The sequence below is a fragment of the Paraburkholderia sp. RL17-368-BIF-A genome (assembly GCF_046054045.1).
Taxonomy (GTDB): Bacteria; Pseudomonadota; Gammaproteobacteria; order Burkholderiales; family Burkholderiaceae; genus Paraburkholderia; species Paraburkholderia graminis.
Genome location: NZ_JARESN010000008.1, coordinates 268,326 through 285,183, shown reverse-complemented (window position 1 = coordinate 285,183; position 16,858 = coordinate 268,326). Strand labels below are relative to the sequence as shown.

Sequence of the window (16,858 nt, the reverse complement as noted above, 5' to 3'; positions counted from 1 at the left end):
AATATAAGGCGAGTTTATTACGATCTGTCCATCTTTTTCAATATGGATATCTGTATTTGTTATAAGCAAATGAGAGATAGGTCTAAACCCTGACTCCATCGAGCTGACAAACACGGATGTTCAGAAGCGCGGCGGAGCCGGAGCGCCGGTCGCCGGACCGTCGTGTGTGCAAGCCAAAAAATTGGGGTCCCCGAATGTACCAATACGATCAGTACGACCAGACCATCGTCGATGAACGGGTCGCGCAGTACGCCGATCAGGTTCGCCGCCGCTTGTCGGGCGAATTGAGCGAAGAGGAGTTCCGTCCGCTGCGTCTGCAGAACGGCCTGTACTACCAGCGCCACGCGTACATGCACCGCATCGCGATTCCCTACGGCAACTTGCGCAGCGACCAGCTTCGCATGCTGGCCGTGATCGCGCGCGAGCACGACCGCGGCTATGGCCATTTCTCGACGCGCTCGAACATCCAGTACAACTGGATCAAGCTCGAGGAAACGCCGGAGATTCTGCGCAAGCTCGCGTCGGTGCAGATGCACGCGATCCAGACGTCGGGCAATTGCATCCGCAACATTACCGCCGATCAGTTCGCGGGCGTGGCGCCCGACGAATTCGTCGACCCGCGGCCGTGGGCGGAAATTCTGCGTCAATGGTCGACGTTCCACCCCGAGTTCCTGTGGCTGCCGCGCAAGTTCAAGATCGCCGTTTCCGGTTCGCAGGAAGATCGCGCCGCCGTGCAGATTCACGACATGGGCGTGTACGTGAAGCGCAATGAGCAAGGCGAACTGGTGGTCGACATTCTGGCGGGCGGCGGTCTGGGCCGCACGCCGATCGTCGGCGCGGTCATTCGTCGCGATCTGCCCTGGCAACATCTGCTGACGTACAGCGAAGCCGTGCTGCGTGTGTACAACCGCTACGGCCGCCGCGACAACATGTACAAGGCGCGTATCAAGATTCTGGTGAAGGCGCTGTCGCCGGAGAAGTTCGCCGCGCAGGTCGAAGAGGAATGGCAGCATCTGAAGGACGGTCCTTCGACGCTGACGCAAGCCGAACTCGATCGCGTGTCGCAATACTTCCAGCCGCCGGTGTACGAGAAGCTCGCCGACACGGACGCTTCGTTCGAAAAGCATCTGCTCGAAAACCGTGGCTTCGCGCGTTGGGTCGAGCGCAATGTGCGTCCGCATAAGGTCGCGGGTTACGCGGCCGTCACGCTGTCGCTGAAGAACGGCATCGTCGCGCCGGGAGACGCAACCGACGCGCAGATGGAAGCCGTCGCCGATTGGGCCGACGAATATTCGCTGGGCGAAGTTCGCGTGTCGCACGAACAGAATCTGATTCTCGCGAACGTCAAGAAGCGCGACCTGTTCGCGCTGTGGGAAAAGGCCAAGGCGCAAGGTTTTGCGACGCCGAACATCGGCTTGCTGACCGACATCATCGCGTGCCCGGGCGGCGATTTCTGCTCGCTCGCGAATGCCAAGTCGATCCCGATTGCACTCGCGATTCAGGAGCGTTTCAACGATCTGGACTTCGTGTACGACCTGGGCGACGTGTCGCTGAATATCTCGGGCTGCATCAACGCTTGCGGTCATCACCATGTGGGCAATATCGGCATTCTGGGCGTCGATAAGGACGGCTCGGAGTGGTATCAGGTGACGCTCGGCGGCGAGCAAGGCACGGGCGCAACCGGCGCGCATCTCGGCCGCGTGATCGGCCCGTCGTTCTCGGCGGAAGAAATGCCGGACGTGATCTCGAAGGTGATCGACACGTTCGTCGAGCATCGCGAGGAAGGCGAGCGTTTCATCGACACGTACAGCCGTATCGGCATCGCTCCGTTCAAGGAACGCGTGTACGCATCGCGTCAACCGGCTCACGCGTAAGCGCGCAAAGGATACAGAACAGATGGCTTCTATCATCAAGAATCGCGCGATCGTCAACGATGACTGGACGCTCGTGCGTCCCGCCGAAGACGGCTCGCTGCCCGCGGTGAACGAACTGCCGGCCGGCAAGATCATCGTGCCGCTGGCATTCTGGCAAGCGGAGCGCGACGCATTGAGCGCCTCGCGTGGCGCCGCTGAACTCGGCGTGTGGCTTGCGCCGGACAGCGAACCGGCGGACATCGCCGGCGATTTCGACAAGCTCGCGGTAATCGCCGTGGACTTCCCGGTGTTTCGTGACGGCCGCGGCTACAGCATCGGCCGCCTGCTGCGCGAGCGCTATGGCTACAAGGGCGAATTGCGCGCCATCGGCGACGTGCTGCGCGACCAGGTGCGTTTGATGTTGCGTTGCGGCTTCGACGCATTCGCCGTGCGCGCGGATAAAGACATTAGCGACGCCATCAAGGCATTCGACGATTTCACCGTGCAGTATCAGGGCGCATTCGATGAACCGGCGCCGCTGTTCCGCCGCCGCGCTGCTTCGGCTTCGTCGTCGGCTGCTTCGCAAAAGGTTTCGGCATGAGCGCCGCTTTATCGCAGTCGCTCGCGCCCGAACTCGCTGCCAAGGTCGAGCGCCTCAATGCGCTGCTCGATTCGATCGCCGCGCGTCACGCGAACGTGAAGTTCGCGAGCAGCCTCGCCGCCGAAGACATGCTGCTCACGCACGCGATCCTGTCGCGCGGCGTGAAGATCGGCATCTTCTCGCTGAATACTGGCCGCTTGCACGCCGAGACGCTCGGCATGATCGATCGCGTGAAAGAGCGTTATGGCTACGACATCGAGCAGTTTCATCCGCAGGCTGCCGCCGTCGAAGAATACGTCACGTCACATGGTCTGAACGCGTTCTATGAAAGCGTCGATCTGCGCAAGCGCTGCTGCGAGATCCGCAAGGTCGAGCCGCTCAATCGCGCGCTGTCGGATGTCAGCGCATGGGTGACGGGCCAGCGCCGCGAACAGTCGGTGACGCGTGCCGAACTGCACGAGGAAGAGCACGACGCCGCGCGCAACATCGCGAAGTTCAATCCGCTCACGGACTGGACCGAAGCCGAAGTATGGGATTACCTCAAGGCGTTCGACGTGCCGGTGAATCCGCTGCATGCGCGCGGTTATCCGAGCATTGGCTGCGAGCCGTGCACGCGCGCCGTGCGTCCCGGCGAGGACAGCCGCGCGGGCCGCTGGTGGTGGGAGTCGCGCGACACGAAGGAATGCGGACTGCACATCACGACGATCACGCCGATTGCGGTGGATCGCAGCGAGAACGCCCCGGCCTGAAGCATCGCTTATTGATGCGGCGTGGAGTTGAAGACTTGTCTTTGCTTCTTCACGCCGCACATACCGAATTGAATCTGTGCGCTTCGCGAGCAACCGCTCGACAAGCGAATCAACGAAGGACCCAAACATGAGCACCACGCTCGATTCCACTGTCAACGCTCCGCTTGCCAACACGGCGAACCGGATGGATCACCTCGATTGGCTCGAAGCCGAGTCGATTCATATCCTGCGCGAACTGGTCGCCGAATGCAGCAAGCCGGCGCTGCTGTTTTCGGGCGGCAAGGATTCGGTCGTCGTGCTCGCGCTCGCACTGAAGGCGTTCGGCATCGGCGCGAATCGCAAGACCGTGCTGCCGTTTCCGCTCGTGCATATCGACACGGGCCACAACTACGACGAAGTGATCGACTTCCGCGACCGTCGCGCGAAAGAGATCGGCGCGGAACTGGTGGTTGGCCACGTTGAAGATTCGATCAAGCGCGGCACGGTGCGTCTGCGTCGCGAAACGGATTCGCGCAATGCGGCGCAAGCGGTGACGCTGCTCGAAACTATCGAACAGCATGGCTATACCGCGCTGATCGGCGGCGCGCGTCGCGACGAAGAAAAGGCCCGCGCGAAAGAGCGCATCTTCTCGTTCCGCGACGAGTTCGGCCAATGGGACCCGAAGGCGCAGCGCCCCGAACTGTGGAGCCTGTACAACGCGCGTCTGCATAACGGCGAACATCTGCGCGTGTTCCCGATTTCGAACTGGACCGAACTCGACGTGTGGCAATACATTGCGCGCGAGAAGCTCGAATTGCCGTCGATCTACTACGCGCACCAACGCGAGATCGTGCGCCGCAACGGCCTGCTCGTGCCCGTCACGCCGCTCACGCCGATGCGCGAAGGCGAAGTCAGCGAAACGGCGGTGGTGCGTTTCCGCACGGTCGGCGACATTAGCTGCACCTGCCCCGTTGAAAGCGATGCGGACGATCTGGAGAAGATCATCGCCGAAACGGCCGTGACCGAAATCACGGAGCGCGGCGCGACCCGGATGGACGATCAGGTCTCCGAAGCCGCGATGGAACAGCGCAAGAAGCAAGGTTATTTCTAAGCACGCCGACATACGTAAAGGAACATCATGAGCAGCATTCACCAACCAGAAGACCTCGGCGTGCTTCGCTTCATCACCGCGGGTAGCGTCGACGACGGCAAGAGCACGTTGATCGGCCGCCTGCTGTACGACAGCAAGGCTGTGTTGAGCGACCAGCTTTCCGCGTTGTCGCGCGCGAAGAACAAGCGCACCGTCGGCGACGAAATCGACCTCGCGCTCCTCACCGACGGTCTCGAAGCCGAACGCGAGCAGGGCATCACGATCGACGTCGCGTATCGCTACTTCGCGACCGCGAAGCGCAAGTTCATCATCGCCGATACGCCGGGCCACGAGCAGTACACGCGCAACATGGTGACGGGCGCATCGACCGCGCATGCGGCGATCATTCTCGTCGACGCAACGCGCGTGACCTTCGTCGACGGCGTTGCGCAACTGTTGCCGCAGACCAAGCGTCACAGCGCGATCGTGAAGCTGCTCGGCTTGCAGCATGCGATCGTCGCGATCAACAAGATGGATCTGGTCGACTACAGCGAGACGCGCTTCAACGAGATTCGCGACGCGTATGTCGAACTCGCGCGTCAGCTCGGTTTGAGCGATGTGCGCTTCGTGCCGGTGTCGGCGCTCAAGGGCGACAACATCGTGACCGCCAGCGAGCGCATGCCGTGGTACGCGGGCGAGCCGCTGCTCGATCTGCTCGAAGCGCTACCGGTGCAAGTGCCGACGGGCCAGGCGCTGCGTTTCCCGGTGCAATGGGTCGCGCGCCAGGACGGCAGCCAGGCCGACGACTTCCGCGGCTATATGGGCCGCGTCGAAGCGGGCGAGGTCAAGGTCGGCGACACGATCGTCGTGCTGCCGGCCAATCGCGAAGCGACCGTTGCCGAGATCATCGCGCCGGTGGTGGGCGGCACGGCCGCGGTAGACCGCGCGTTTGCCGGTCAGACGGTGACGATCCGTCTCGCGGAAGACGTCGACGTGTCGCGCGGCGATACCTTCGTGCTGCGCGAGGCCGCGCCTGAACCCGCGAAGAAGCTCGAAGCGGACCTCTGCTGGTTCGACGACACGCCGCTGTCGACACAGCGCAAGTATCTGCTGAAGCAGACCACCAACACTGTGTTCGCGCGCATCGGCTCGATCAAGGAAGTGCTCGACGTGCATACGCTGTCGCAGTCGACGGATCGCCGCGAACTCGCGATGAACGACATCGGCCGCGTGGCGCTCACGTTGCAAAAGCCGCTGGTGTGCGACGTGTACGACTCGCATCAGGGCACGGGCGCGTTCGTGCTGATCGACGAAGCGACGCATCACACAGTCGCGGCCGGCATGATCCGCGCGTTCTCGGCGTAACGGTGATTGATTGGCAGCGAGCGCACTGACGAACAGGCTGACACACATGGGTAAGGTTTATCTGATCGGCGCGGGACCAGGCGCCGCCGACCTGATCACGGTGCGCGGTGCGCGGCTTCTCGCGAGCGCCGACGTCGTGCTGCACGACGCGCTGGTGGAGCCGGCGATGCTCGACTACGCGCCGTCCCACGCAAAGCGGATTGCTGTCGGCAAGCGCTGCGGACAGCTATCGACGGCGCAGCAGTTCATCAACAAGCAGATCGTCGATGCGGCTCTCGAACACGAAGTCGTCGTGCGGTTGAAGGGCGGCGATCCGATGCTGTTCGGTCGCGCCGACGAGGAAATGCGTGCGCTCGAGGCCGCGGGCATCGAGTATGAAGTGGTGCCCGGCATCACGGCTGCGCTCGCCAGCGCGGCCTCCCTGAAGCGTTCGTTGACGTTGCGCGGCGTGTCGCGCAGCGTCGCACTCGCGACGTTCAGCCGCGCGCCGGGCTCCGATGAAATTCGCGAGCAGGTGAACGCCGATTCGCTCGTGTTCTATATGGGGCGTGACAGCGGCGTGGAGATTGCGCAGCAGTTGATCGACGCGGGCAAGCCGGTTTCGACGCCCGTGGCGATTGTCGAGGCCTGCAGCACCGAGCGTGAGCGCATGCTGACGTTGACGCTCGAAGAACTGGCTGCGGGGGAAGCGCAAAGATGGCTGGACGCTTCGCAGCCGAGTCTGTTGATGATCGGCGAGGCGTTTGCGGCGCGCGAAGGTGTGAAGGCGAAGGACGCGGCGCGCTCTGTGGCGGGTGGGATTCTGGTGGCGGCTTAAACGCCGGCTGCAACTAGCGATCCTGGAACAAAAGAATCACTCCTGCCGCAAGCAATACCCCACGACAGCATCGAGCACAGCCTCATCCTCACCCACGGCAACCGCGCACGTAATCTCCACCGAAGGCTGCGCGTCGCGGCAACGCTGAATCAACTCGGGCAGATCGTTCCTGATATGCCCGCCTTGCCCAAAAAACACCGGCACGACGGTAATCGCATCGCAGCCGTCGGCAACGAGTTCGCCGACCGCGGTGGGTAAGTCCGGCTCCATCAACTCGAGAAAAGCGAGACGCACACGGCCATCGTCGCCGTTCGCGCCCGAAGCGCGCGCTGCGCGCAGCTTGTGCGCGAGCCGCTCAAAGGGCTCACGCCAGCGCACATCGCGTGCGCCATGCCCAAACAGGATCAACCCATGCGTAGCCATCGCGAAGGCTCCTAATGGCGATCAACCCACTTTAGCCCGACGAGGCCGAGCACCAGATAAACCAGTCCAGGCGTGGCCGCCGTCAACGGTGCGGGCCACGTGTTCAGCGTGCCGATATGCGAGAACAGCGTGTTGAACAACTGGAAGCTCATGCCGAGCATGATCCCGCCGAACACCTTCATACCGACCACGCCGGCGCGCGTATGCAGATACGCAAAGGGCAGCGACAGCACCAGCATCACGAACACCGCGAACGGATACAGCACCTTGCGCCACAGCGCGATTTCATAGCGCTGCGTGTCCTGATGATTCTCGGTCAAATGCTGAATGTAGCGGAACAGGTTGAACATCGACATGCGATCCGGCGACACCAGCAGCACCGACAGAATCTGCGGCGTCAATTCCGAGCGCAACGAATATTCGGGCAGCGCAACCTGCCTCGCGCGATACACCGGATTCAGCGCATCGGCGGGCGTGCCGGAAGGCGGGGGCACGTCGATCAACTGCGTATCCGTCACGCCGGTCAATTGCCAATGACCGGGCGGCTGATACACGCCGCTCTTCGCAATGCGCACATTCGAAAGCCGGAACTTCGAATCGAACTCGTAAATGCGGACATTGCTGATGGTCGCGTCCGGCTTCAGTTCGCCGACGTTGACAAAGCGCGTGACCTGCTCGCCGTCGGCGCGCGCGGTCAGCGTGTCCTTCACCCATACGCCCGACTGGAAGTTGCTCGACACCGACGACCCGAGCGCCTCGAGCCGCACGCGCTCGGACAACTGATCCGTGTACGGGCCGACCACTTCGCCGATCAGATACGTCAAAAACACCAGCGGAATGCCGATTTTCAGCAGCGAGCGCAGCGCCTGGTTAGTCGCGAGCCCGGACACGCGAAAGATCGTGTACTCGGAATTCGCCGCCATTTGCGCGAACACGTAGATCGCGCTGATCAGCGCGGCGACCGGAATGATCTCGTAGAAACGCGACGGCGTTTGCAGCGCGACGCGCAGCACCGCGTACTGGAATTTATAGTTGCCGTGGCCGACCGAGTTCAGTTCGTTGATCAGGTCGAAGAAAAAGAACAGGCCCGAAAACGCGAACAGAATGAAGATGAACGTGAGGTAGACCTGACGCGCGAAGTACCTTTCATAGATGCGCATTGATCAGGCTCCCTGCGAACGGCTGAACATGGCCCTCGTGAAGAGCGGCCGGTTGCGCACGCGCAGCCAGAAGATAAACGCGACAATCGCTGCCACGATGACATGCAGAATCACGAGCCCGAGCGCGAACGACATCTTGCCTTGCTCGATCCACGACTGCACGACGTTCAGCAGATTCGAATACGTCAGATAGATCAGCACGGCCATCACGAGATTGATCGTGCGGCTGCGCCGCGGGTTCTGATGCGCGAGCGGAATGGCGAGCAGCATCAGATTGATTGCGATGAGCGGCAGCCCCGCGCGCCACGCGAATTCGGCGAGATTCACCTGGGTCGGATTGCGCAGCAGCGTGAGCGTGGGCGTGCCCGTCGTGGTGGGCGTGTTGACCACCGGCTGACTCTCGATTTTGACGCCGTAACGCTCGAACTCCATGATGCGGAAATCCGGATGCCCCGGCTCGCCTTCATAGCGCCGGCCGTTTTCGAGCACGACGAAGCGGTCGCCGTTCTTGTGCGTTTCGGTATGGCCGTTCTTCGACACCACCACGTTGACCTTGCCGTTCTCGGTGCTCGTCACGAATACGTTCTCGACGTGGCCCTGATCCGGCGACATCTTCTCGATGAAGAACACACGATGGCTGCTAGCCGATTCGCGGAACTGGCCTGGCGCGAGCAGTGAAACCTCGTCGCGCTGCTGAAAGCGCGCGCGGATCATTTTGCTTTGCTGATTCGACCACGGCCAGCCGACGAATACGAAGAAACAGATAAGAATAATGATCGGCGTGGCGAACATGCCGATGGGCTTGATAAACCGGGTGAGACTCACGCCCGACGAAAGCCACACGACCATCTCGGAGTCTTTGTACCAGCGCGTCAGCACGAACAGGATCGACACGAACAAAGTGGCGACGAGCATGATGGCGAGATAGCCGATCACGGTCAGGCCGATCAGGACCAGCACGTCGCGCGGGTCGATCTCGCCTTGCGCCGCGAAGCCGACGATGCGGATCATCATCGTGGTCAGCACGAGCGTAAGCAGAACCATGAACACGGCACCAGCCGTATACGCGAGTTCGCGCTGGAGGGAGCGTTCGAAGATCATTATTGATGACGAGAGGGGGCGCTCTCAGCGACGCGCGGATTGCTTTCCGCCACGCCTCCGGTGCAGCCGCCGCAGGAAAAATAGCGGATAATTGCGGCTTTCATCCTAAGCCCAGATTTTATCCGAGGACAAGCGCGATGGACTTTAGCATAAAAGCCTGTGATTGGACCAAAGGCTCGTCAAACGGTTTCCTCACCGGGAAATCGGATTGCATCGTAATCGGCGTGTTCGAGTCGCAGACGCTCTCGGGCGCGGCACTCGAAATCGACGTAGCCACCAAGGGCCTCCTGACCCGCATCATCAAGGCGGGCGACATGGAAGGCAAAGCGGGCAGCACGCTGTTCCTGCATGAAGTCTCGGGTATCGGCGCATCGCGCGTGCTGCTCGTCGGGCTCGGCAAACAGGACGCTTTCAGTCAGAAAGCCTATGGCGAAGCAGTGCGCGCGGCATGGCGCGCGTTGCTCGCCACCAAGGTCGTGCAGGTCACGTTCACGCTGGCGCAACTGCCCATCCTCGAGCGTTCGGCCGACTGGGCTGTGCGCGCCGCGATTCTCGCGCTGCGCGAACTGACCTACAAGTTCACGCAGATGAAGAGCAAGCCGGACAACTCGGCGCGCGCGCTGAAGCGCATCGTCTTCAGCGTGAATACCGGCGACGAGAAGGCCGCCAAGCTCGCCGCGAAGCAGGGCGCCGCGCTCGCCAACGGCATGGACCTGACGCGCGACCTCGGCAATCTGCCGAGCAACGTCTGCACGCCGACTTATCTCGCGAACACCGCGAAGAAGCTCGCGAAAGACTGGAAGCTGAAGGTCGAAGTGCTCGGCGAAAAACAGTGCGAAGCGCTGAAGATGGGCTCGTTCCTGTCGGTCACGGCGGGCTCCACCGAACCCGCGCAGTTCATCGTGCTGCAGTACCAGGGCGGCGCCGCTAAGGCCGCGCCGGTGGTGCTCGTCGGCAAGGGCGTGACGTTCGACACGGGCGGCATTTCGCTCAAGCCCGGCGAAGGCATGGACGAAATGAAGTACGACATGTGCGGCGCCGGTTCGGTGCTGGGCACATTGCGCGCGGTCGCCGAAATGGGCCTGAAGATCAATGTGGTCGGCATCATTCCGGCTGTCGAGAACATGCCTTCGGGCACGGCCACCAAGCCGGGCGACATCGTCACGAGCATGAAGGGCCTGACAATCGAAGTGCTCAACACGGACGCCGAAGGCCGTCTGATCTTGTGCGACGCGCTCACTTATGCGGAGCGCTTCAAGCCCGCCGCGGTGATCGACATTGCCACGCTGACGGGCGCTTGCATCATCGCGCTCGGTCATCACAACAGCGGCCTCTTCTCCAAGAACGATGCGCTGGCGGGCGAGCTGCTCGACGCATCGCGCGAGGCATCGGACCCGGCCTGGCGCCTGCCGCTCGACGACGAGTATCAGGAACAGCTCAAGTCGAATTTCGCGGACCTCGCGAATATCGGCGGCCGGCCGGCGGGCAGCGTGACGGCGGCGTGCTTCCTGTCGCGCTTCACCGACGCGTATCCGTGGGCGCATCTGGACATTGCCGGCACGGCGTGGAAGAGCGGCGCGGCGAAGGGCGCCACCGGACGTCCGGTGCCGTTGCTCGCGCAGTTCTTGATCGATCGCGCCGCGGACGGTAGGGCCGTGGACGGCCGCGCGGCGCAATGACGCATCGCAGTAACGTTGCGCGCGTCGCAGGTGTCCCACGTGCCCCACGTGTCGCAGAGCGCGCCGAAAGCGTAAAGCGGGGCCGCCGATGACTCGAATCGACTTCCATTCGAACGTCGGCGACTCGCTGCTTTATGCGTGCCGCCTGGTGCGCAAGGCGTATCAGGCGGGGCAGCCCACCATCGTCGTGGCTGAGCCCGAGCGGCTGCGCGCGTTCGACGAGCAACTGTGGACTTTCTCGGCGCTCGACTTCGTGCCGCACTGCATGGTGGGCACGCCGCTCGCCGCGCAAACGCCGATCGTGCTGGCCGCGAACCTCGACGACGTGCCGCATCATCAGGTGCTTCTCAATCTCGGTGCGACGGTGCCCGCGCAGTTCGCGCGCTTCGAAAGGTTGCTCGAAGTGGTCGGTAACGCACATGACGAACTCATTGCCGGGCGCGAGCGCTATCGCTTCTATCGCGATCGCGGCTATGCTTTGAACAACTATAAGCAGGGCGGCTAGAGCTTCGTCCCGCCTCGCGTCATGTGTTGCGTTGTGTCCTGTCAAGGCGCGCCGGCGCATACGCGGCCTGCTTCCGCTACGACTCAAACACGGAGGGCGCACGTGTCCGATTCCAACGATAATTCGATTCCTATTCTGCAAGAGGTGCTCGTGCCGGGCCATGCGGCGCAACGGCGCGAGCCGCAGAGCGGCGGTGGGGGGGCGGGTGCGGCTGGTGTGCCGGGCGGTGGTGAATCGGCTGGTGCTGCTGCGGCTGGTGCTGCGCCGGCTGGTACTGCGGCCGCGCCAGCGCCTGTGCCGGTCGCTACCCGGACCGATACTCAGAGCGCGGCTCAGGCCGGTACTCCAACTGCCGCTCAGCCCGCTACTAAGCCCGCTACTCAGCCCGCTGAGGCCGCCATTCAGCCTACGGCTCAGAGTGCCCCTCAGAGTGCCGCTCAGCCCGCGGCTCGCTCCGATACACCTCTGCGCGAACCCGAAGACCTGCGTGAGCCCGGCCTAACAGCCGAGCCCGAACTCGCACCGCAGCCGGTTCTCTCGCCCGAACAAACGTTGACCCCCGAGCCCGTGCTTGCACCGGAGCCTGGCGCAGCGACGCCGGCGCATTCCGCACAGCACGCACAGCCAACCACCTATCCCGACGATGCCCATCGCGCAGCCGAAGCCGAGCACGCGCATGACGAGGTGCTGGCTGCATCGGCGGGCGTGTTCGATCGCACCGAGCCGCCGACGCCGCTCGAGGCGGGCGCCACCGTGCCGCCGGATTTCGCGCACGAAGTGGGCGAGCAGGCATCGTCCGCCGTCGACGCAGAGGTCATCGCCGGGCGTCTACAGGAACGATTCGCGGATTTTCTCGCGGGCGATGGACGCGGCATCGTCGAAGCGCGCTGCCGCAGCGCCGCGCAGGAGCACACCACGCGGCTCGTCGATCAGATCACACGCGAAGTGGTGTCCACGCTCGCGAACGAAATGACGGGCTGGGTACGCGAAGCGGTGGAAGCGGAGATCGCGCGGCGAACACCGAAAGCGTGATCGAAGAGAGGGTCGCGTATCGAGCGCGGCTCGCGCCGTGGCGCTGATAGTTCAGGCGCGGCCCGCTCGTACCCGACCAAGGTCGACCAACGCCGATCAAAGCAAGCCGCGCTACTTCAACGTCAACACCCAGCTCGCGAGCGTGGCCGCCTGGTCGGGCGTGAGCTGCGTATTCGCGGGCATCGGCACCTGGCCCCACACGCCGGTGCTGCCATCCAGAATCTTGTGCTTGAGATAGGTGGTCGCGTCTTCGCGGCCCGAATATTTCGCGGCCACGTCGTGCAGCGCCGGGCCCATGAACGGCCGTGCTACCGAGTGGCAGCTCATGCAGTTTTGCTGTTGTGCAAGCGCGAGTCCCGCCGCCGCTTCCGCATGCGCGGTCGCGCTGACGCCCATCGACAACGCGGCGAACACGGCAGCCGCTGCAAGCACCGCATACGACATTGATTTCATTCTGGTCTCCGCCGGTGCGGATGCCCGGCTTGTGGTGCAGGCATTATAAAAGGAAAGGGGCACACGGTTTTTCGTGCGCCCCTTTCGCTTTTACGTAGGGCTAATGCAGCGACGTTTTGCCCGCCTGCATCGTTACAAACCTTCCCGCGTCGCTTCCAAACCGCATCGCCATCAACCGGTGACCGCCCCCTTGTTGGCCGGCAACGCCAGCGCCGAGTACTTCGCCAGCACGCCGCGCGTGTAGCGCGGCTTCGGCTGCTGCCAGGCGGCGCGGCGGCGCTGCAATTCGGCGTCGTCGACGTTCAGTTGCAAGAGCAACCTGTGTGCGTCGATGGTGATCGAATCGCCTTCCTGCACGAGCCCGATCGTGCCGCCGACGAACGCTTCCGGCGCGACGTGGCCGACCACCATGCCCCATGTGCCGCCCGAAAAGCGTCCGTCGGTGATGAGGCCGACGCTTTCGCCGAGCCCTTTGCCGATAATCGCCGACGTCGGCGCGAGCATTTCCGGCATGCCCGGACCGCCCTTCGGGCCGAGATAGCGCAGCACGACGACATCGCCGGCAACGATCCTGTCCGCCAGAATCGCTTCGAGCGCGCTTTGCTCGTCGTCGAACACGCGAGCCGGCCCGGTGATCACCGGGTTCTTGAGGCCCGTGATCTTCGCCACCGCGCCGTCTTCGGCGAGATTGCCCTTCAGAATCGCGAGATGGCCTTCCTTGTACAGCGCCTTCTCGATCGGGAAGATCACCTGCTGATCGGCGCGCGGCTTGCCCGGCACGTCCTTCAGTTCTTCGGCGAGCGTCTTGCCCGTGATGGTGATGCAGTCGCCATGCAACAGACCCGCGTCGAGCAGAATCTTCATGACCTGTGGAATGCCGCCTGCCTTGTGCAGGTCGGTCGCGACATACTGGCCCGACGGCTTCAGATTGCAGATCACCGGCACTTTTTTGCGGATGCGCTCGAAGTCCTCGATCGTCCACTCCACTTCGGCCGCGTGCGCGATCGCCAGATAGTGCAGCACCGCGTTGGTCGAGCCGCCCGTCGCCATGATCAGCGCGACGGCGTTTTCAATCGACTTCTTCGTGATGATGTCGCGCGGCTTCAGGTCTTTCCTGACCGCTTCGACGAGCACGCGCGCCGATTCAGCGGCCGAGTCGACCTTTTCCTCGTCGGGGTTCGCCATCGTCGACGAATACAGCAGCGACATGCCGAGCGCCTCGAATGACGAGCTCATCGTGTTGGCCGTGTACATGCCGCCGCACGAACCCGTCGACGGGCACGCGTTCTTCTCGATGCCTTCGAAGTCCTCTTCCGACATGCGGCCCGCCGTGAATTCGCCGACCGCCTCGAACGACGACACGATGGTCAGATCGGTGCCCTTCCAGTTGCCCGGACGGATCGTGCCGCCATACACGTAGATGCCCGGCACGTTCATGCGCGCGAGGCCGATCATGCCGCCCGGCATGTTCTTGTCGCAGCCGCCTATCACGACCACGCCGTCCATCCATTGGCCTTGTACGCAGGTCTCGATGCAGTCGGCGATCACTTCGCGTGAGACGAGCGAGTACTTCATGCCTTCGGTGCCCATCGACATGCCGTCCGAGATGGTCGGCGTGCCGAAGATCTGCGGATTCGCGTCCGCGCCCTTGACCGCGGCGACGGCGGCGTCGGCAAGACGCTGCAGGCCGGCGTTGCATGGCGTGATCGTCGAATGGCCGTTCGCGATGCCGATCATCGGCTTGTCGAAGTCTTCCTTCTGATAGCCGAGTGCGTAGTACATCGAGCGGTTCGGCGAACGGGCCACGCCTTGCGTGATGTTCTTCGAACGACGGTTGTATGGCATGGGGAGCTCCAGTCTGTTTGTTTTGCTGGTCGGTCCAGTGTAGTTCGGACGCGTCGGGCAAGAATGCAATTTTGCGAGATGCGTGTCCAATATATTATTGACGGCTTATTAGGTCGTAAAATGTCTTAATCATGCTGCCAGCCGTTCCCGACCTGCGTCAATTGCGCTATTTCGTGACCGTGGCCGAAGAAAAGCACTTCGGCCGCGCCGCCGCGCGCCTGTCGATGACGCAGCCGCCGTTGTCGCAGGCAATTCGTGCGCTCGAGGAGACGCTCGGCGTCGAGCTGTTCGCGCGCACCAAACGCTCGGTGGAGCTGACGCGCGTAGGCGCCGATCTGTTGCCCGAAGTGCAGCGTCTGCTGGCGGGCGCCGAAGGATTGCGGCCGCTTGCGCAAAGCCTCGCGCGCGGGGAGGCGGGCGTGCTCTCGCTGGCGTTCGTATCGACGGCGGATTACGGTTTGCTGCCGCGGCTCTTGCGCGAGTTCGGCGCGCGTCATCCGCGCGTGCGGCTCGAACTGACCGAAGCCACGAGCGACGTGCAGGTGGATGAACTCGTGGCCGGCCGCATCGACGCCGGCCTCGTGATCGCGCCGCTGCCGTCGCGTCATGCGATGCAGCTTTCGTGGCTGCCGATCGAGCGCGAGCCGCTCGTCATCGCGATGTCGACGGAGATGGCGGCGCGGGTTGCGCATGGTGGGGCGCATGGGGCGCATGGGGCGCATGCCGCGGCGGCCACGGACAGCGCCGGCGAGCCGCACGCCGAATGGCTCGACACACCCGTCAGTCTGCGCGAGGTCGCCGACGCGCCGCTCGTCATCTTCCCAAGACGTTTGGCGCCGGGCTTTTATGACATCATTATGGATTGCTACGGCGTCGCGGGGCTCGTGCCGCGCATCGGCCAGGAGGCGATACAGATGCAGACCATCGTCAGCCTCGTGTCGGCCGGCATGGGTGTCGCACTGGTGCCGCAATCGCTGCGTAACCTGCGCCGCACCGGCGTCGTATACCGGCCGTTGCGGGAGTCCGTGCCCGCCATCGAGACAGGCCTCGTCTGGCGCAGCGCCGAGGTGAGTCCGGTGCTCGCGGGCTTTATCGACATCGCGCGGGCGCATGCGGCCGCTGCAGACACGCAGCCGGCCACGTCACGCATCTAGCGCCACGGCGGCGAACGCATTGCGCGCAAAGCCGTCCAATGCAGACGGCGCCCGAGCCGTCCGTCATCCCTACCAACCCGCTTCTGAACCCGAACTGCCCATAACAACACGATGCTCATTCACCCGAACTTCGACCCCGTCGCCATTCACCTGGGGCCGCTTGCCGTGCGCTGGTATGGACTGATGTACCTCGTCGCGTTCATCGCGGCGATCGTCGTCGGCCGGCTGCGGCTGCGCTTGCCGTACGTCGCCGCGCAAGGCTGGACGCCGAAAGACATCGACGACATGCTGTTTTACGGCGTGCTCGGCACGATTCTCGGCGGCCGGCTCGGCTACGTGCTGTTCTACAAGGCGAGCTTTTACCTCGCGCATCCGCTCGACATCTTCAAGGTGTGGGAAGGCGGCATGTCGTTTCACGGCGGCTTTCTCGGCGTGACGTTCGCGATGGTGCTGTTCGCGTATCAGCGCAAACGCTCGTGGCTGCAGGTCACCGACTTCGTTGCGCCGATGGTGCCGACCGGACTCGCCGCGGGGCGGCTCGGCAACTTCATCAACGGCGAGTTGTGGGGGCGCGTGACCGACCCGTCCGCGCCGTGGGCGATGCTCTTTCCCGGCGCCGCGTCCGACGACGCCGCGTGGCTCGCCGCGCATCCGCAGCTCGCCGCGCAATGGCATCTGAACGAAGTGTTCGCGCAATATCACATGCTGCCGCGTCATCCGTCGGAGCTGTACGAGATCGCTCTCGAAGGCATCGCGCTCTTCTTCGTCATGTTCTTCTTTTCGCGCAAGCCGAAGCCGATGGGCGCGATTTCCGCCGTGTTCCTGATCGGCTATGGCCTCGCGCGCTTCACGGTGGAATTCGCACGCGAGCCCGACGACTTCCTCGGTCTTCTCGCAATGGGTCTCTCGATGGGTCAATGGCTTTCGCTGCCGATGATTCTCGCGGGCATCGCGATGCTGGTATGGTCGTATCGGCGCGGCCGCAGCGAAGCGGCTCACGCGTTGCCGTAACGCGTGGCGCGCGTTTTCTTTTGCGCGCGATGGACAGCAAA

The 16,858-nt window shown here is 63.3% G+C and carries 16 protein-coding genes; 11 read left to right on the top strand and 5 right to left on the bottom strand.

Annotated features, from left to right (window positions below):
* The first annotated feature begins 194 nt into the window (after positions 1–194).
* The 6 genes from P0D87_RS16905 to cobA all read left to right on the top strand — a co-directional run bounded on the left by P0D87_RS16905 (position 195) and on the right by cobA (position 6,454).
* Positions 195–1,874, top strand: a complete 1,680-nt coding sequence (locus tag P0D87_RS16905; protein WP_006048563.1) for a nitrite/sulfite reductase — start codon at positions 195–197, stop codon at positions 1,872–1,874.
* 22 nt (positions 1,875–1,896) lie between these two features.
* Positions 1,897–2,454: a DUF934 domain-containing protein gene (locus P0D87_RS16900; RefSeq protein ID WP_006048562.1), complete on the top strand. Its 558-nt coding sequence runs from the start codon at positions 1,897–1,899 to the stop codon at positions 2,452–2,454.
* Positions 2,451–3,203, top strand: coding sequence for a phosphoadenylyl-sulfate reductase (locus P0D87_RS16895; RefSeq protein ID WP_029971109.1), 753 nt, complete (start codon positions 2,451–2,453; stop codon positions 3,201–3,203). The genes P0D87_RS16900 and P0D87_RS16895 overlap by 4 nt, the downstream gene beginning before the upstream one ends.
* A 127-nt stretch (positions 3,204–3,330) precedes the next feature.
* A complete protein-coding gene (gene cysD / locus P0D87_RS16890) occupies positions 3,331–4,293 on the top strand; it encodes a sulfate adenylyltransferase subunit CysD (RefSeq protein ID WP_006048560.1) in 963 nt (320 codons plus the stop codon).
* Positions 4,294–4,320: 27 nt separating this feature from the next.
* Positions 4,321–5,637: a sulfate adenylyltransferase subunit 1 gene (locus P0D87_RS16885; protein WP_053857662.1), complete on the top strand. Its 1,317-nt coding sequence runs from the start codon at positions 4,321–4,323 to the stop codon at positions 5,635–5,637.
* Between the two features lie 46 nt (positions 5,638–5,683).
* Entirely contained in the window at positions 5,684–6,454 is a 771-nt protein-coding gene (gene cobA / locus P0D87_RS16880) for a uroporphyrinogen-III C-methyltransferase (RefSeq protein WP_053857663.1), read from the top strand.
* A gap of 36 nt (positions 6,455–6,490) precedes the next feature.
* On the opposite strand, the gene P0D87_RS16875 is transcribed toward cobA, so the two are convergent.
* The 3 genes from P0D87_RS16875 to lptF are packed head-to-tail and all read right to left on the bottom strand — an operon-like array spanning position 6,491 to position 9,138.
* Complete coding sequence (locus P0D87_RS16875; RefSeq protein ID WP_053857664.1) at positions 6,491–6,877, bottom strand: sirohydrochlorin chelatase; 387 nt, start codon at positions 6,875–6,877, stop codon at positions 6,491–6,493.
* A gap of 11 nt (positions 6,878–6,888) precedes the next feature.
* Complete coding sequence (gene lptG / locus P0D87_RS16870) at positions 6,889–8,037, bottom strand: LPS export ABC transporter permease LptG (protein WP_006048556.1); 1,149 nt, start codon at positions 8,035–8,037, stop codon at positions 6,889–6,891.
* 3 nt (positions 8,038–8,040) lie between these two features.
* Positions 8,041–9,138, bottom strand: a complete 1,098-nt coding sequence (gene lptF / locus P0D87_RS16865; protein ID WP_006048555.1) for an LPS export ABC transporter permease LptF — start codon at positions 9,136–9,138, stop codon at positions 8,041–8,043.
* Positions 9,139–9,275: 137 nt separating this feature from the next.
* Here lptF and P0D87_RS16860 point away from each other — a divergent pair, with 137 nt between their 5' ends.
* The 3 genes from P0D87_RS16860 (at position 9,276) to P0D87_RS16850 (ending at position 12,354) form a co-directional block, all read left to right on the top strand.
* Positions 9,276–10,817: a leucyl aminopeptidase gene (locus P0D87_RS16860; RefSeq protein ID WP_006048554.1), complete on the top strand. Its 1,542-nt coding sequence runs from the start codon at positions 9,276–9,278 to the stop codon at positions 10,815–10,817.
* 88 nt (positions 10,818–10,905) lie between these two features.
* Complete coding sequence (locus P0D87_RS16855; protein ID WP_053857665.1) at positions 10,906–11,322, top strand: DNA polymerase III subunit chi; 417 nt, start codon at positions 10,906–10,908, stop codon at positions 11,320–11,322.
* A gap of 552 nt (positions 11,323–11,874) precedes the next feature.
* On the top strand, positions 11,875–12,354 hold the full coding sequence (locus P0D87_RS16850) for a DUF2486 family protein (protein WP_408636961.1): 480 nt from the start codon (positions 11,875–11,877) through the stop codon (positions 12,352–12,354).
* Between the two features lie 111 nt (positions 12,355–12,465).
* Here P0D87_RS16850 and P0D87_RS16845 read toward each other — a convergent pair whose 3' ends face one another.
* Positions 12,466–12,807, bottom strand: a complete 342-nt coding sequence (locus tag P0D87_RS16845) for a c-type cytochrome (protein ID WP_006048551.1) — start codon at positions 12,805–12,807, stop codon at positions 12,466–12,468.
* A 171-nt stretch (positions 12,808–12,978) separates the two neighbouring features.
* On the bottom strand, positions 12,979–14,652 hold the full coding sequence (ilvD, locus tag P0D87_RS16840) for a dihydroxy-acid dehydratase (RefSeq protein WP_053857666.1): 1,674 nt from the start codon (positions 14,650–14,652) through the stop codon (positions 12,979–12,981).
* Between the two features lie 131 nt (positions 14,653–14,783).
* Between ilvD and P0D87_RS16835 the strand changes: the two genes are divergently transcribed.
* Positions 14,784–15,806: a LysR family transcriptional regulator gene (locus tag P0D87_RS16835; RefSeq protein ID WP_053857667.1), complete on the top strand. Its 1,023-nt coding sequence runs from the start codon at positions 14,784–14,786 to the stop codon at positions 15,804–15,806.
* Between the two features lie 111 nt (positions 15,807–15,917).
* Complete coding sequence (gene lgt, locus P0D87_RS16830; protein ID WP_053857668.1) at positions 15,918–16,817, top strand: prolipoprotein diacylglyceryl transferase; 900 nt, start codon at positions 15,918–15,920, stop codon at positions 16,815–16,817.
* The last annotated feature ends 41 nt before the right edge of the window (positions 16,818–16,858 follow it).

Bases quoted from the DNA above. Each gene is read 5' to 3' on its own strand.
- P0D87_RS16905 (WP_006048563.1), top strand. From the start codon at position 195: ATGTACCAATACGATCAGTACGACCAGACCATCGTCGATGAACGGGTC.
- P0D87_RS16900 (WP_006048562.1), top strand. From the start codon at position 1,897: ATGGCTTCTATCATCAAGAATCGCGCGATCGTCAACGATGACTGGACG.
- P0D87_RS16895 (WP_029971109.1), top strand. From the start codon at position 2,451: ATGAGCGCCGCTTTATCGCAGTCGCTCGCGCCCGAACTCGCTGCCAAG.
- cysD (WP_006048560.1), top strand. From the start codon at position 3,331: ATGAGCACCACGCTCGATTCCACTGTCAACGCTCCGCTTGCCAACACG.
- P0D87_RS16885 (WP_053857662.1), top strand. From the start codon at position 4,321: ATGAGCAGCATTCACCAACCAGAAGACCTCGGCGTGCTTCGCTTCATC.
- cobA (WP_053857663.1), top strand. From the start codon at position 5,684: ATGGGTAAGGTTTATCTGATCGGCGCGGGACCAGGCGCCGCCGACCTG.
- P0D87_RS16875 (WP_053857664.1), bottom strand. From the start codon at position 6,877: ATGGCTACGCATGGGTTGATCCTGTTTGGGCATGGCGCACGCGATGTG.
- lptG (WP_006048556.1), bottom strand. From the start codon at position 8,037: ATGCGCATCTATGAAAGGTACTTCGCGCGTCAGGTCTACCTCACGTTC.
- lptF (WP_006048555.1), bottom strand. From the start codon at position 9,138: ATGATCTTCGAACGCTCCCTCCAGCGCGAACTCGCGTATACGGCTGGT.
- P0D87_RS16860 (WP_006048554.1), top strand. From the start codon at position 9,276: ATGGACTTTAGCATAAAAGCCTGTGATTGGACCAAAGGCTCGTCAAAC.
- P0D87_RS16855 (WP_053857665.1), top strand. From the start codon at position 10,906: ATGACTCGAATCGACTTCCATTCGAACGTCGGCGACTCGCTGCTTTAT.
- P0D87_RS16845 (WP_006048551.1), bottom strand. From the start codon at position 12,807: ATGAAATCAATGTCGTATGCGGTGCTTGCAGCGGCTGCCGTGTTCGCC.
- ilvD (WP_053857666.1), bottom strand. From the start codon at position 14,652: ATGCCATACAACCGTCGTTCGAAGAACATCACGCAAGGCGTGGCCCGT.
- P0D87_RS16835 (WP_053857667.1), top strand. From the start codon at position 14,784: ATGCTGCCAGCCGTTCCCGACCTGCGTCAATTGCGCTATTTCGTGACC.
- lgt (WP_053857668.1), top strand. From the start codon at position 15,918: ATGCTCATTCACCCGAACTTCGACCCCGTCGCCATTCACCTGGGGCCG.